General features: G+C 60.6%; 13 protein-coding genes. 12 read left to right on the top strand and 1 reads right to left on the bottom strand.

Features of this window, described 5'->3' with window-relative positions:
* Positions 1 to 7: 7 nt before the first annotated feature.
* Both CO671_RS08970 and fliP read left to right on the top strand, forming a co-directional pair.
* Positions 8 to 514: a flagellar basal body-associated FliL family protein gene (locus CO671_RS08970; protein WP_097605637.1), complete on the top strand. Its 507-nt coding sequence runs from the start codon at positions 8 to 10 to the stop codon at positions 512 to 514.
* On the top strand, positions 511 to 1,248 hold the full coding sequence (gene fliP / locus CO671_RS08965) for a flagellar type III secretion system pore protein FliP (RefSeq protein WP_097605636.1): 738 nt from the start codon (positions 511 to 513) through the stop codon (positions 1,246 to 1,248). The genes CO671_RS08970 and fliP overlap by 4 nt, the downstream gene beginning before the upstream one ends.
* A 74-nt stretch (positions 1,249 to 1,322) precedes the next feature.
* Here the strand turns inward: fliP and CO671_RS08960 are convergent, their stop codons facing one another.
* Positions 1,323 to 3,239 (bottom strand): glycosyltransferase family 41 protein, encoded by a 1,917-nt coding sequence (locus CO671_RS08960; protein WP_097605635.1) that lies wholly within the window; start codon positions 3,237 to 3,239, stop codon positions 1,323 to 1,325.
* Between the two features lie 431 nt (positions 3,240 to 3,670).
* Between CO671_RS08960 and CO671_RS08950 the strand changes: the two genes are divergently transcribed.
* From CO671_RS08950 to CO671_RS08905, 10 genes are all read left to right on the top strand, one after another.
* On the top strand, positions 3,671 to 4,576 hold the full coding sequence (locus CO671_RS08950) for a flagellin (protein ID WP_097605634.1): 906 nt from the start codon (positions 3,671 to 3,673) through the stop codon (positions 4,574 to 4,576).
* Between the two features lie 281 nt (positions 4,577 to 4,857).
* A complete protein-coding gene (locus CO671_RS08945; RefSeq protein WP_010035521.1) occupies positions 4,858 to 5,766 on the top strand; it encodes a flagellin in 909 nt (302 codons plus the stop codon).
* A 246-nt stretch (positions 5,767 to 6,012) separates the two neighbouring features.
* Entirely contained in the window at positions 6,013 to 6,924 is a 912-nt protein-coding gene (locus CO671_RS08940; protein WP_097605633.1) for a flagellin, read from the top strand.
* A 299-nt stretch (positions 6,925 to 7,223) separates the two neighbouring features.
* Positions 7,224 to 8,186 (top strand): flagellin, encoded by a 963-nt coding sequence (locus tag CO671_RS08935; RefSeq protein ID WP_097605740.1) that lies wholly within the window; start codon positions 7,224 to 7,226, stop codon positions 8,184 to 8,186.
* 201 nt (positions 8,187 to 8,387) lie between these two features.
* Positions 8,388 to 9,017 carry a hypothetical protein gene (locus tag CO671_RS08930; RefSeq protein WP_010035517.1) on the top strand — a complete coding sequence of 210 codons (630 nt, stop codon included), beginning with the start codon at positions 8,388 to 8,390 and terminating at the stop codon, positions 9,015 to 9,017.
* Positions 9,014 to 10,333, top strand: a complete 1,320-nt coding sequence (locus tag CO671_RS08925; RefSeq protein WP_097605632.1) for a MotB family protein — start codon at positions 9,014 to 9,016, stop codon at positions 10,331 to 10,333. The genes CO671_RS08930 and CO671_RS08925 overlap by 4 nt, the downstream gene beginning before the upstream one ends.
* Before the next feature lie 10 nt (positions 10,334 to 10,343).
* Entirely contained in the window at positions 10,344 to 11,639 is a 1,296-nt protein-coding gene (gene motC, locus CO671_RS08920; RefSeq protein WP_097605631.1) for a chemotaxis protein MotC, read from the top strand.
* Positions 11,636 to 13,078, top strand: a complete 1,443-nt coding sequence (locus tag CO671_RS08915) for a flagellar hook-length control protein FliK (RefSeq protein WP_097605630.1) — start codon at positions 11,636 to 11,638, stop codon at positions 13,076 to 13,078. The genes motC and CO671_RS08915 overlap by 4 nt, the downstream gene beginning before the upstream one ends.
* Entirely contained in the window at positions 13,020 to 13,583 is a 564-nt protein-coding gene (locus CO671_RS08910; RefSeq protein WP_097605629.1) for a lytic transglycosylase domain-containing protein, read from the top strand. The genes CO671_RS08915 and CO671_RS08910 overlap by 59 nt, the downstream gene beginning before the upstream one ends.
* A 280-nt stretch (positions 13,584 to 13,863) precedes the next feature.
* Positions 13,864 to 14,535, top strand: coding sequence for a winged helix-turn-helix domain-containing protein (locus tag CO671_RS08905; RefSeq protein WP_009993745.1), 672 nt, complete (start codon positions 13,864 to 13,866; stop codon positions 14,533 to 14,535).
* Positions 14,536 to 14,581 lie beyond the last annotated feature (46 nt).

Below are 14,581 nucleotides of genomic sequence, written 5' to 3'. Positions count from 1 at the left end.
AACGACGATGGCAGACGCAGACTTAGGCGCAGGTCAACCGAAGAAGAAATCCGGCCCGCTGATGACGATCATCGGCGTCGCCATCCTGACCTTGCTCGGCGCCGGCGGCGGCTGGGCGGTCGGCACGATTGTCGCACCCGAGATCAAGGGCGCCAAGGAGGCCGAACAGGCCAAGGACGCCGAGGCCAAGAAGAAGGCCGAGGAAGGCCTGGCGCGCATCTCGACCGAGGCCAACAACGTCGTCCAGCTCGAGCCGATCACCTCGAACCTCGCCTACCCCTCGGAAAACTGGGTGCGGCTGGAAGTCGCGCTGCTGTTCAACGGGCCGCCTGACGTCAAGGTTTCGGAGGATATTCACCAGGATATCCTCGCTTATATCAGGACCGTTTCCCTGCAGCAGATCGAGGGCCCGCGGGGCTTTCAATATCTCAAGGATGACATTCAGGAACGTGTTGACCTTCGCTCGCAAGGGCGGGTATCGAAGGTCATGTTCAGGACATTTGTCATCGAATGATTCGATTTATAATTTTCCTTGCCGCCATGATGGCGGTACCGGAACTGGCGGTGGCACAGCAGCTGCCGACTGATTTGTTGAATGTGCCGGTCGATGGCTCCGTCGCCGCGTGGATCATCCGCACTTTCGGCCTGCTGACCATCCTTTCGGTCGCGCCGGGCATCCTGATCATGGTGACGAGCTTCCCGCGCTTCATCATCGCCTTCTCGATCTTGCGCTCCGGCATTGGCCTCTCCTCGACGCCTTCCAACATGATCCTCTTGTCGCTGTCGCTGTTCATGACCTTCTACGTCATGTCGCCGACCTTCGATCAGGCCTGGCAGAACGGCGTGCAGCCGCTGCTGGCCAACCAGATCAACGAGACCGAGGCGGTCCAGCGTATCGGCGAACCCTTCCGCACCTTCATGGCGGCCAATACCCGCGACAAGGACCTGGCGCTGTTCGTCGATCTGGCGCGCGAACGCGGCCAGAATATCCAGACATCAGATCCGATCGATTACCGGGTGCTGATTCCGGCCTTCATGATTTCCGAGATCCGCCGCGGCTTCGAGATCGGTTTTCTCGTCGTGCTGCCGTTCCTCGTCATCGACCTCATCGTCGCAACCATCACCATGGCGATGGGCATGATGATGCTGCCGCCGACCTCGATCTCGCTGCCGTTCAAGATTCTCTTTTTCGTGCTGATCGACGGCTGGAACCTGCTCGTCGGCAGCCTGGTGCGCTCGTTCAGCTGATACGCCGCCGCCCATCATTGGCCACAAAAAACCCGCCGGAGCGATCCGGCGGGGTTTTTCATGCAAGTCGAACCTTACTCGGAAGCGAACGGGGCGGTGCGCGGCGGCAGCGCCGGAATGTCCATGTGCTCGGGGGCGAGATGCTGTTTGGCGCGGTCGGCCATGATTTCGTAGGCCTGCTCCAGATGATTGCAGAAACGTTCGGCGTCAAAGAGCGGCGCGATATAACGCTGCTCCTTCAGGCGCGCCTTGTATTCGGCGATCCGCCCGGGATTCTGCGCCAGCTCGACGGCAAGATCCTCGTAGGCCTGCAGGTCGCCGGCGACGAGCTCGGGCAGATCGATTGCTCTCAGCAGGCTCTCGCTGACGCGTGAGGCGAAATTGGTGCCCTTGACGGTCAGAACCGGCAGGCCGCCCCAAAGCTGCTCAGAGGTGGTCGTGTGGCCGTTGACGGGGAAAGTGTCGATGCCGAGGTCGGCCGCCTGCTGGCGGTCGATGTGCTCTTCATAGGGCGCGCGCGGGCAGAAGATGATCCGCTTGGGGGAAATGCCCGCGGCCTGGAACTGCTTCAACAGGTTCGCCTGGTTGCGCGGCGTATTCGCCATCAGCCAGAGCACGCTGTTCGGCGCCCGCTTGAGAATCCGGCACCAGCTGTTGATCGTTTCCGGTGTGATTTTGCGGTTGCCGTTGAACGAGGCGAAGATGAAGGCCTCTTCCGGCAGGCCGAGCTGCTCGCGGCTGACCGGACGCGGCTTCGGACGATGCGTCGGGTCGTTCGGCTGGTAGCTCTCCGGCAGCCGGCAGAATTTCTCGTGATAGAAAGGCTTTGCGACTTCGGGCAGGACGGAATGGTCGCCGATGACGTAGTCGAGGTCGATGTTGACCGTGCTGCCGGGAAAGCCGAGCCAGCCGACGTGCACGGGTGCCAGCGGCAGGTTGAAGGCTGCCGCGCGGCTGCCTGACGTATGGCCCTTCAGATCGACCATGATGTCGATATTATGCTCGCGCACGACTGCCAGCACCGCCTGGTCGGAGAAGCCGTGAATGTCGACGATCCTGCCCCAGCGGCTGCGATCGGTGTCATTGTGCTTCAGATATTCCGGGCCGGTATGGCAGAAGAGCGTCACCTCGAACCGGTCCTTGTCATGCAGCTCGAGGATGCGCTGCAACAGCTTCATCGTCGCGTGGCGATCCCAGAAGTCCGACGACATGTAGCCGATCCGGATCTTGTCTGACCATGTGTGCGGCTGGTTGCGGCGGAAAGCTATCCGTTCCTGGTTGAGCGGCGTGGTGCCGATCGTTGCATACCGGTTGAAATCCTCGTTGCCGCACCAGTGCAGATGATAGAAGGGGTTGTCCTTGCGCAGGACCTCGAGATCGCCCTTTGCCAGGGCCCCATCGATCACCGCCTGATGCTTGGCCGCCTCTTCGAAATCGTTGAATTCGCGGGCGAAAACAAGATGGAGAAAGCGGAAGGCGTGATTTCCCGGAAAACGCTTGAAGAGGTTGCGCGCAAGCGTCTGGTTGGTCGCGTCGTTCAGATCGTCGCTGAGCAGCAGGGCCGCCAGGCGCATGTGATCGGGATTCATGCTTTCCGACAGCACCGTCTTGAACGGCCGGATGATATCCCGCTGCTGGCGCTTCAGATAGATCGCGGTGATGATGAAGGCGAGTTCGGCATCTTCCTGCGCCCTGCTGAGGTTGCGCATGGCAATCAGCAGCGCTTCGTCCTCGTTGCCGGTCTCGTAATAGAGCTTGGCAGCCTGCTTCTGATATTCGTAGGCGTTCGGTCCTTCGCAATTGCCGGCCAGGCCATAGGCTTTCGCGGCATCGGCTTTGAAGCCGAGCTGCACGAGGTTCTTGGCCAGCAGCGCGTAGGTCTTGGCGTCCTGCTGGATATCCATGAGCTGGTTGAGCGTCGCCAAGGACTGTGTGTAGCGGCCCGCCTGATAATCTCTGGATGCCGCAGAGAACGAAACTTTGCTGTTCAAAACCCAACTCCGTGAAGGAAATGTTCTGGCATGGCTGTCGATCGCCCGGCGTAGGCACGGGCCCTCCTCCCCGAAAACGGGTGGATGATCCGATGGTGCTATCCCGGCACCTGCCACATTGCCATCCGAAGCTTGCTTGAAACCGGTGCGTCTGATGAAGCCGCGTCCTTTCCCAAGGGAAAACCCCTTCTTTCCCGGTCGGTTAGCATGCGAGCGAATAGATTCAGCCAGCATTAACTATGCGAGGTAAGGAGCCGGCACGGCGCCTCGATTTTTAAGAAGTTGGCAAGCATTGGCTGCGAGATTGCCCTGGACATGACGGGTTTGGGCCAAACAAGCAGGCGCCGAGTAGCATGAAGCTGGTCCGTCATCGCCGGTACTACAGTCCGGTATGTCCTCCTTTTTGTATCTAGTTTCCAGGGGACAGATTTATGACAAGCATTAACACCAATTCTTCCGCACAGGCCGCTCTCCAGACGCTGCGCAACGTCAACCAGAACCTCAACAGCACGCAGAACCACGTTTCGTCGGGTTACCGCGTCGAAAAGGCTTCAGACAATGCTGCGTACTGGTCGATCGCAACGACCATGCGTTCGGACAACAAGGCACTCTCCGCCGTTTCCGACGCTCTCGGCGTAGGCGCTGCCAAGGTCGACACCGCTTACACGGCAATGGATAGCGCCATCGACGTCGTCGGCGAAATCAAGGCCAAGCTGGTTGCCGCAACGGAAAGCGGCGTTGACAAGGCCAAGGTCCAGGAAGAAATCGGCCAGCTGCAGCAGCAGCTGCTCAGCATCGCTCAGTCGGCTTCCTTCAACGGCGAAAACTGGGTTGCCGGCGCTGCCGGCACCAAGAGCGTCGTTTCCTCCTTCGTCCGCGACGGTTCCAACGCCGTTTCTGTCAAGACGACCGACTATGTTCTCTCCAGCACCTCCATGGGTAACGTTCTGTTCGGCATGAGCGCTGGCGCGGTTGAAACCTCGTCGGGTATCCTCGGTACCTCGTCGGGTGCGACCGGTTCGATCTACTCGATGAGCATCACCAACTTCACCGCCGGCCAGATCCAGACGGCTCTGACCAACGTTGAATCTGCTCTGAAGGCCATGACCAGCGCTGGCGCTGCTCTCGGCTCGCTCTCCAAGCGTATCGACCTGCAGGACAACTTCGTCAACGCGCTCAGCGACTCGATCGACTCCGGTGTCGGCCGCCTCGTCGATGCCAACATGGAAGAAGAGTCCTCCAGGCTCAGCGCCCTGCAGACCCAGCAGCAGCTGGCGATCCAGTCGCTGTCGATCGCGAACTCCTCTTCGCAGAACATCCTGTCGCTCTTCCGTTAAGATCGGTTGGCACAAGGTTTCCAAGTTTCGCGGCCGGGTCGTCCCCGGCCGCGAAATGTTTTAAAATAAGGTTAATGAAAACTCTCCTAAGTATCAGATATTTTTAGGCTATTTTCGATTTTGGTTTAGCTTTCCTTAACCATCTTGCTGTTTTCTAGGCCCATCGAAACGGCGAGTTAACCCTAACAAAGACGGTTAACAGGCATGATGCTGATCGCTGTGGGCCGGCCAAAATCCGGAATGTCCCTTTTTAAGATCTGCCAACAAGGGGCAAGCAAATTATGACGAGCATCAACACCAATAACGCTGCAATGGCAGCCCTCCAGACTCTCCGCGGCATCAACCAGGGTCTCCAGGAAACCCAGGCTCACGTTTCGTCCGGCTACCGCGTCGGCAAGGCTTCCGACAACGCTGCTTACTGGTCGATCGCAACGACCATGCGTTCGGACAACAAGGCCCTTTCGGCCGTTTCCGACGCTCTCGGTCTCGGCGCCGCAAAGGTTGACACCGCCTACGCTGCCATGGACAGCGCCATCGACGTCGTCGGCAACATCAAGGCCAAGCTCGTTGCCGCAACGGAAAACGGCGTTGACAAGGCCAAGGTCCAGGAAGAAATCAGCCAGCTCCAGGCCCAGCTGCTCAGCATCGCTCAGTCGGCTTCCTTCTCCGGCGAAAACTGGGTTGCTGGCGCTAACGGCACCAAGAGCGTCGTCTCCACCTTCGTCCGCGACGGCTCCAACGCCGTTTCTGTCAAGATGACCGACTACGTTCTCTCCAACACTTCCATGGGTAACGTTCTGTTCGGCATGAGCGGTGGCGCGGTTGAAACCTCCACGGGTATCCTCGGTACCTCGACGGGTGCGACCGGCTCGATCTACTCGATGAGCATCACCACCTTCACGCTCGGCCAGATCCAGTCGGCTCTGACCAACGTCGAATCGGCTCTGAAGGCCATGACCAGCGCCGGCGCGGCCCTCGGCTCGGTCTCCACCCGCATCGGCCTGCAGGAAGACTTCGTCAACGCGCTCAGCGACTCGATCGACTCCGGTGTCGGCCGCCTCGTCGACGCCAACATGGAAGAAGAGTCCTCCAAGCTCAGCGCCCTGCAGACCCAGCAGCAGCTGGCGATCCAGTCGCTGTCGATCGCGAACTCCTCTTCGCAGAACATCCTGTCGCTCTTCCGCGGCTAATAACCCGCAGAAAACATCGGTCCGCCGGCCTCGGCGGACCCCCGGGATTCGAGCCGCGCTTCGATGAAGCGCGGCTTTTTAATTTCCGTTAACGGTTGATTAACCATAATGCTGTTTTCTCAGGTCAACGAGACGGCGGGTTAACCGAAATTAACAACCGGTTAACAGGCATGAGGCTGATCCCCGTTCCCGGTAACATTCCGGAATGTCCCTTTTTTCCACCTGCCGACAAGGGGCAATCATTTCATGACCAGCATTTTGACCAACGTCGCGGCGATGGCCGCTCTTCAGACGCTCCGCGGCATCAACGACAGCCTCGAAAGCACGCAGAACCGCGTATCCTCGGGTTACCGCGTCGAAAAGGCCGCCGACAACGCCGCCTACTGGTCGATCGCAACGACCATGCGTTCGGACAACAAGGCCCTTTCGGCCGTTTCCGACGCTCTCGGCCTCGGCGCCGCCAAGGTCGACACCGCTTACTCCGCCATGGACAGCGCCATCGACGTGATCAGTGAAATCAAGGCGAAGATCGTCGCGGCAACAGAAAAGGGCGTCGACAAGACCAAGGTCCAGGAAGAAATCGGCCAGTTGCAGCAGCAGCTCCTGAGCATCGCGCAGTCGGCTTCCTTCTCCGGCGAAAACTGGGTTGCCGGCTCTAACGGCACCAAGAGCGTCGTGTCGACCTTCGTGCGCGACGGCAACGGCAATGTCTCGGTCAAGACGACGGACTACGTCCTCGACACGAGCTCCACGGGCAACGTTCTCTTCGGCATGACCTCGACCGGCACGATCGAGACGAGCTCCGGCATTATCGGCACATCATACGGTACGATCGGCTCGATCTACTCGATGGATATCAGCACCTTCGGTACGGTTGAGATCTCCATGGCGCTGACCTCGATCGAGGCCGGCCTTGAAGCGATGACCAAGGCTGCCTCGCAGCTCGGTTCGATCTCCACCCGCATCGAACTCCAGGAAAACTTCGTTGGAGCGCTGAGCGACTCGATCGACTCGGGCGTCGGCCGCCTCGTCGACGCCGATATGGAAGAGGAATCGAGCAAGCTGACGGCGTTGCAGACCCAGCAGCAATTGGCCATCCAGTCGCTGTCGATCGCCAACTCCAGCGCGCAGAATATCCTCACCTTGTTCCGCAGCTAAATCGGCCGCTGAAGCTGGACCGAATCTTGCGCCGCCATCCCGCGGCAAGCAGAAAACCATCTGGACCGCGCCCGAAACGGCGCGGTTCTTTCTTTTATATCAATAACTTGCCCGGATGAATGCTTCGCTGGTCGCACTTGCCGCCGCGCTCTTGCCGAACAGGTTGATATCGAGTTAACTTCACCTTGAGTTGATTTGCTTTTGCGACACCCGGTGGAAATTTCGCCGGAGGCATGACGCCACTTCAGTCGCCGCCGGCAACCCGGCCTGCCCTTTCATCTTATTCCGAGACCCTGTCGATGACCGTAAAGATTACCAGCGCGGCCGCGGTGAATGCACTTGCGGTGCTGCGCAGCATCAACAAAGAAGCCAGTCAGACCCAGCAGCAAGTTTCGTCGGGATATCGGATCGAGACGGCGGCCGATGATGCCTCTTACTGGTCGGTGGCGACTGTCATGCGCTCGGACAGCACCAATCTCGGCACGATCGGCGACGCGCTCGGTCTCGGCGCCGCCAAGGTGGATGCGACCTATACGGCGATGACTTCGGCGATCGATCTCGTCACCCAGATTCGCGCCAAGCTCGTTGCGGCAAGAGAGCCCGGCACCGACAAGGACAAGATCAACGCCGAGATCAGCGAATACAAGGACCAGCTGAGGACCGTCGTCGAATCGACGTCCTTTGCCGGGGAAAACTGGCTGCTGAATAGTGACAAGGCGGCGCCGCCGACATGGTCGGTCATTTCGGGCTTCGTGCGCGCTTCGAGCGGCGAATACCAGGCTCAGAGCATCGACTTCCCGTCGTCGCAGACCATCCTCATCGACAAGAACAATGCGAGCGGCGGCCTGTTCACCAAGGCAATTGACGCCCAGGCGATCAACAACAGCGGCACGGGACCGCGGAACTATTACCTGCTGGACGCCGATTCGACGACGCCGGCGACGGGCACGGAAGTCGCGATCAGCAAAAGCACCACCGACGCCCAACTCGCCGACATGCTTGATGTGACCGACTCTCTGCTCTCCTCGCTGACGACGACGGCCGCCTCGATCGGCGTGATGAAGGCGCGTATCGACAATCAGATCGATTACACTGCCGATCTGTCCGATTCGATCGACAAGAGTGTCGGCGCGCTCGTCGATACCGATATGGACGAGGCTTCGATCCGGCAGAAGGCGATCGAAACCCAGAAGCAGATGGCCGTCGAAGCGATTTCGATCCTGAACACGGCTGCAAGCAAGATCCTCATTCTGCTGGAATAGAGCTGGGCGCGATCGTCGATGGCGGCGGCGCCATTCATCCTCGCGCAAGTTTGACTTCCTAGTTTCCGGCATGAAGGCATCGTCCGAAATCATGCCGGCGCAAGGTCAAGCCCTTGTTCGCTGCGAAGGACATGTCGCGCGCAAGGTCATTTTGAACGGGAGGCAGCATGCCGCATGTCTCCCGGATGCTGGATGGTTTCTATGAGCATTTCGCTTTCTCGGTATTTGAAGGATTTCGGCGAACCGAAACCGTCAGCGCCGATCATCGACATCGACGATTTCCCCGGCGATGCTTTTCCCGAAACGCCGGGCGAACCGCCGGTCGATGTCGAGGCGGAGCGTCGCGATGCCTACGCGCAAGGCCATGCTGCGGCGACCGCTGATTTGACCGAGAAATACGAAAGCGAGGCGCGCGATCTGGCCGAGGTCCATGCGCGCGAGCTGGAAGAGCTGAAGCTTCGCTATGAAGTCGAGGCGGCCGCGGTCATCGCATCCCGCGTCCGCGATATCGCCGAAGAAGTCGCGCAGCTGGTCAGCGCCGGCGCGGCCACGGCCATTGCGCCCGTCATGACGGAAGCGCTTGCGGCCAAGGCTGCTAGAGACCTCGCCGCATTGCTGCGTGACGCGATTCTTGAGGGGGCTGCCGGGCCGATCGTCGTCAGGGGGCCGACCAGGCTCTTCGACATTTTGAAGGCTGAGCTCGGTGAACATGCCGCGGCCGTTCGCCACCTCGAGGCCGACGATATCGATCTTGCCGTCGAAATCGGTGAATCCGTCATCGTCACCCGTATGTCCGCCTGGGCGGCCAGCTTGAAGAAAGTTCTCGAATGAGCGAAGGCGAAAACCATCACCACGGCAGGAACGAGATCATCATCGTCAAGCGGCATGGCGGCGGTGATCACGATGGTGCCCATGGCGGTGCGTGGAAAATTGCCTATGCCGACTTCATGACGGCGATGATGGCGTTCTTCCTGGTCATGTGGCTGGTCAACGCCGCCAACGAGGAAACCAAGGCCGCAGTCGCGACCTATTTCAATCCGATCAAGCTCGCCGACGAAAAGCCGACGGAGAAGGGCCTGAAGAAGCCTGTCGACGATGCCGAGGGCGAGGAGAAGAAGGAAAAGTCGAAACAGAAGGAAGACAATCCGACCGAGGGCAAGTCCGCCGCGGATGGTGACGACCAGACGTCGACTTCAGGCGACCAGACCAATTATTCCGAAGCCGACTTCTTCGAAAATCCCTATTCGGTTCTCGCCGAGATCGCACAGGAAGTCGGCCAGCAGGCCAATGTCAGCGCCAAGGGCGATGGCGGCGCGGCCGATTCCGGCCCGGCGACCGGCGCCGATGGCGGCGAAGCCTATCGCGATCCCTTCGATCCGGATTTCTGGACGAAGCAGGTCGAAGTGACAACCGCTGGAAAAACCCTGCCGCCCGGCAAGAGCGAGCAGCAGCCGGCCGAGAACGAGGCGACCGAGGTCGCCAAGGCTGAGGATATGAAGCCGGTGCCTCTGGCGACCGACCAGAAGCCCGCCAAAGACGCCAAGGAGAGCAAGGAAACCAAGGGCGCCGCCGAGACCAAAGAGGCCAAGGCGGAGGGCAAGGTGCCTGACGAGAAGAAGGCGGAAGCTCAGACGGACGCCGATCATCAGAAGGATGCCGACAAGAGCGCGGCCGGGACCGAACAGCTGAAGAAGGAAGCGGATGCGCTTCAGGCGCAGATCGCCCAACAGATCGGCGGCGTTGCCGGCAAGCTTGCCGAAGGCCTGACGGTGACGGCGGCCGAAGGCGGCCTGCTGGTCAGCATCTCCGACCAGAACGACGATTCGATGTTCAATATCGGTTCCGCGGTTCCGCGCCAGGAGATGGTGCTCGCCATGGAAAGGATCGGTACGATTCTGAAGGAGAGGGGCGGCGCCGTTGCCATCCGTGGTCATACGGACGGGCGTCAGTACAAGGGCGCGCAGAACGAGAACTGGCGGCTTTCGATGGACCGCGCCCAGAGTGCCTACTACATGCTCGTGCGCGGCGGGCTGGACGAGAAGCGCATCTCGCAGGTCTCTGGTTTCGCCGACCGTCGGTTGAAGCTGCCTGCCGATCCCTTCAACGCGGCCAACCGCCGGATCGAGATCCTGGTGCAGGCGGATTAAGGATAGTCGGATGGCGCGTCGGCAGCATCGTTACGTCGGATTTATGGCCCTCGGCCTGGTGATGCTTTCGCCTGTCGCAGGCAATGCGCAGGATCCGGACGATCTCTCGCCGTACAAGATGCTGCGGTCGCTGCAGTTCGTGCAGGATTCCGTTGTCGCCGGCGATCATTCGGCCGGCGAGATGCAGCGCTTCATGCTGGGCACGATCGACGAGCGGCTGCGCACCGCCGATACGTCGATCTACGACGACGACCGCAATGTCGATGCGGCGCTGATCTATGCGATGAGCGGCGGCAATCCCCAGACACTCGAATATCTGATCGCCCATGACGTCAACGGCTATTTCGACAACCGCGTCACCGACGTGCTGCGCAAATATCTGACCGGCAAAGGGCTCCTCGTCGCCAAGACGCTGGAGGAAACCGCCAGGGAATATCGCGACAAGAAGATCGGTCCCTACCTGGCGCTGATCGGCGGCAACGTGCTGATCGCCACGAAGCCGACAGATGCGCTGGATCTCTACGACCAGGCGCGTCTTGCCGCGCCGGGCACGATCCTCGAGGAGGCGGCTTTGCGGCGTTCCGTTGCCATCTGCGTCGACAAGGGAATGCTCGACAAGGGGCTGGCCTATTCGCAGCGTTATGCTCGCCGTTTCCTGCATTCGCCCTATGCCAGCCAGTTTGCCGATCTGTTCGTCAAGCTCGTCGTCGCCCATGATCGCGACGTGAAACCGCAGGATGTCGTCGACATCCTGTCCTTCATGGATGCGCCGCGCCAGCGTGAGGTCTATCTGCGCATCGCCCGTGCTGCCGCGATATCGGGCAAGCCGGAGCTGGCGCGCATGGCGGTCGACCGTGTGCAGGCGCTTGGCGCAGGCACCGACAACGCCTTCGGCCCGCTCGCCGATTTTTACGGCGGCATGGCCGGCCTTCCCACACAGGATATCGATCAGGCGGCGAAGAATGTCAGCGGCATCGACGGCAATGCACTGTCGCCGCGGGATCAGGCGCTGCAGGCGGCGGCGCGATCCGTCGCCGAGCAGATCCTGCGCGCGCCGGATCCGGCAAGCCTGACGCAAGCATCCGATCCTAATACTTCTCATCAAGAAATCACTTCTGACAAGGCTGCGGCGATAGCCATGCAAGCGGGAGCGCCAGGCGCGCATCCCGAGCCTGTTCCGGGAGGTGTGGCATCGACTGGCCAGAGCCAGGATACCGACCCCTCATTCAACGCATTTGTGACGACCAGCCGATCCAAGCTCGACGAGATCGATGGTCTTCTGGCGCAGGAAGGCAACGAACAATGATGGATTTGAGCGTCTCGGGCGGAGCCTCTGGTGCGGAGGCGGCCGCGGCCGCGAAATCCGCCAAGGCGGCTGGTAAGGGTGACGCCGCCGGTCAGAAGGGCGACTTCTCCGATGTGCTTGCCAAGGCGAGCGGCAGCGCCGCCAACGACGCGCCCGACGGTGCGGAGCTGGATCAGGGCGCGGTTGCCGATGGCGACGCGGCGAAGGTCGCGCGGACGATCCGCAGCCGCGCCAAACCGTTGATCGATCTCAGCGACGCCGCGCTGAAGGCGCAGGCCGAGGTGCAGCCGGAAACGATCGCCAATGGCGAAAAGACCGCCGCAAAACCTGCAAAGGATCAGCGCAAACTGCCGGCCGATCTCGGCAAGCTCGATGCCAAGGAGCCGCCCGCCGACGAGGCAGGGCAGGTGGTCAAGGGCGTCAAGCACGCCAAGATCGATCTCTCGAAGACAGATGCGGATGCGGACAGCGAGGACGATGACGGCGGCATTTCCGATGTACTCGGCCTGCTGAAGCAGGAGCCCGCCGGCGCGGCGGTCGCCTTGCCGGCCGCCGCAGCCGCTGCACATCTCGCCGTCGCCAAGGCCGGGGAGGCCGGGCCTGTCGACAAGAAGACCGCGGCCGACGCCAAAACGAGCGGCCACGCATCCGACGCCCTGGCCGCCGTCAGCGGCAAGGTCGAAGACGTCAAGACGGATGAGATCGGGGCTCCAGGTGCGGAGAACGCCGACGCCGCTGACGGCAGAACCTTCCGGCTCAGCCGCGCCGACGGCCGCGGTGTATCGATGGATGTTCACATCGGTGCGGATCAGGCCGGGCGGCAGGACGGCTCGAAGAAGGCCGATGTCGAAAACGTCTCGGTCCTCGAATCGCGCCGCTATATCGGCCTGGCGCAGAATACCAATTCCGCTGCCGTCACCGTAGCCCTCGCCGGCGATTCCGAATGGGCGCGCGCCATGGAGCCGAGTTCGGCGCTTTCCAACGCGGCGGAATGGACGAGCACCGGCAAGGTGGTCAATACGCTGAAGATCCAGATGAACCCGATCGATCTTGGCCTGGTGACGGCGACCATGCGCCTGTCCGGCGACGCCTTGAACGTCGACCTCAAGGTCGAAACCGGCGCAGCCTATCGGCAGCTGAAGGAAGATCACGGCAAGATTCTCGAAGCGCTGCGCAGCCAGGGCTACGCGGTCGACAATATCACCATCAGCATGGCTCCCGTCGAGCGTGCCGACGCCGGCAACCAGGCAGGCAGCCAGGGGCAGGCCTCCCAGCAGCAGTCGCTTGCCCAGCAGGGGCAGGGCGGCGAGGCGCGCGAGCGCCACAATCAGACGGCGCAGCGGACGGATGGAGGCTTCAATGGCGCAGGTGAGACCGGTATTGAAGATGCTTCTGTTGGCGGGGCTCGCAGCAGCAGCGCCGGCGGCGTTTACCTCTGAGGCGGCTGCCTCTACCGGCGCCTGCGAACGCGAAATCCAGTCGGCTGCCGCCAAATACGGGATCCCGGAAGGCATCCTTTATTCGGTCGGTCTGACGGAGACCGGCCGCAAGGGTTCACTTTATCCCTATGCCATGAACGTCGAAGGCAAGGCGATCTTCCCGCCCTCGGAAGAGGACGCGATGAGGCAGTTCGATGTCGCGCGCAGAAGCGGCGCGAAGCTCATCGACATCGGATGCATGCAGATCAACCACTATTATCACAGCGAGAATTTCGCCTCCGCCGAGGATATGTTCGATCCGCATCGCAACGTCGAATATGCGGCGAGGTTCCTCCGCAACCTGCATGACCGCCACGAGACGTGGACCATGGCGGTAGCCAGATACCATGCCGGCCCGAACAACGACCCCGCGCAGAAGCAATATGTCTGCCGCGTCATCGCCAATCTGGTGGCCACGGGCTACGGCAAGTGGACTCCCAATGCGAGTAACTTCTGCCGAAATTAATTCAACCAAAAATAGAAGAGGCATATTGTGACGAAAATGTGTCATAATATGGCAGGATTCCGGCGGGAATTGCATGCGCAAGCCATAATTAAAGGGCCGTTAACTTTTCCACGAAATTTTTGTGTGCATGATTTTGTGTGCCCACTATATATAGATCAAATCGCCACGCAGATCTTAATCAATTATTAATTTCTGCCATTAACTTTAACGAGTTGTCGCCGATTCGTGCGATTCGTACCCATAGATCATCGAAGTGCCACACTGATTCGGAGGCGGACGAATGATCGTAGTGGTTGATGAGCGTGAGCTCGTAAAAGACGGATATACATCTCTGTTTGGCCGGGAGGGCATTCCCTCTACCGGTTTTGATCCATCGGAATTCGGCGACTGGGTGCAGACCGCCGCCGATTCGGATATTGCGGCTGTCGAGGCCTTCCTGATCGGTCAGGGCCAGCGCAGCTTGGAGCTGCCCCGGGCGATCCGGGATCGCTCGATGGCGCCGGTGATCGCGGTCAGCGACCAGCCCTCGCTGGAAAACACGCTTGCGCTTTTCGATTGCGGCGTCGATGACGTGGTGCGCAAGCCGGTCCATCCGCGCGAAATCCTCGCCAGGGCGGCTGCGATCCGACGCCGGCTGAAGGCGATCGCCAACTACACCGATATCGGCGGCATTCGCGTCTTCTCGGATGGTCGCGACCCCGAGATCAACGGCGAAGTCTTCGCACTGCCCCGGCGCGAGCGCCGCATCCTCGAATATTTGATCGCCAATCGCGGCCGCCGGGTCACCAAGACCCAGATCTTCAACGCCATCTACGGCATCTTCGATGAAGAGGTCGAGGAAAACGTCGTCGAAAGCCACATCTCGAAGCTGCGCAAGAAGCTGCGCAAGAAGCTCGGCGTCGATCCGGTCGATTCCAAGCGCTTCCTTGGCTACTGCATCGATTGGGCCTGATTTTCTCGGCCGGGTGGCGGCGCCCGGCTGGACCTCGATATTGACC

It is taken from the genome of Rhizobium sp. M10 (assembly GCF_002531955.1).
GTDB lineage: Bacteria > Pseudomonadota > Alphaproteobacteria > Rhizobiales > Rhizobiaceae > Rhizobium > Rhizobium etli_C.
Note: the sequence above shows the minus strand (reverse complement) of the source record. Positions and strands in the feature narration are given on the sequence as shown.

Coding starts and splice junctions, on each gene's coding strand:
- CO671_RS08970 (WP_097605637.1), top strand. CDS start 8: ATGGCAGACGCAGACTTAGGCGCAGGTCAACCGAAGAAGAAATCCGGC.
- fliP (WP_097605636.1), top strand. CDS start 511: ATGATTCGATTTATAATTTTCCTTGCCGCCATGATGGCGGTACCGGAA.
- CO671_RS08950 (WP_097605634.1), top strand. CDS start 3,671: ATGACAAGCATTAACACCAATTCTTCCGCACAGGCCGCTCTCCAGACG.
- CO671_RS08945 (WP_010035521.1), top strand. CDS start 4,858: ATGACGAGCATCAACACCAATAACGCTGCAATGGCAGCCCTCCAGACT.
- CO671_RS08940 (WP_097605633.1), top strand. CDS start 6,013: ATGACCAGCATTTTGACCAACGTCGCGGCGATGGCCGCTCTTCAGACG.
- CO671_RS08935 (WP_097605740.1), top strand. CDS start 7,224: ATGACCGTAAAGATTACCAGCGCGGCCGCGGTGAATGCACTTGCGGTG.
- CO671_RS08930 (WP_010035517.1), top strand. CDS start 8,388: ATGAGCATTTCGCTTTCTCGGTATTTGAAGGATTTCGGCGAACCGAAA.
- CO671_RS08925 (WP_097605632.1), top strand. CDS start 9,014: ATGAGCGAAGGCGAAAACCATCACCACGGCAGGAACGAGATCATCATC.
- motC (WP_097605631.1), top strand. CDS start 10,344: ATGGCGCGTCGGCAGCATCGTTACGTCGGATTTATGGCCCTCGGCCTG.
- CO671_RS08915 (WP_097605630.1), top strand. CDS start 11,636: ATGATGGATTTGAGCGTCTCGGGCGGAGCCTCTGGTGCGGAGGCGGCC.
- CO671_RS08905 (WP_009993745.1), top strand. CDS start 13,864: ATGATCGTAGTGGTTGATGAGCGTGAGCTCGTAAAAGACGGATATACA.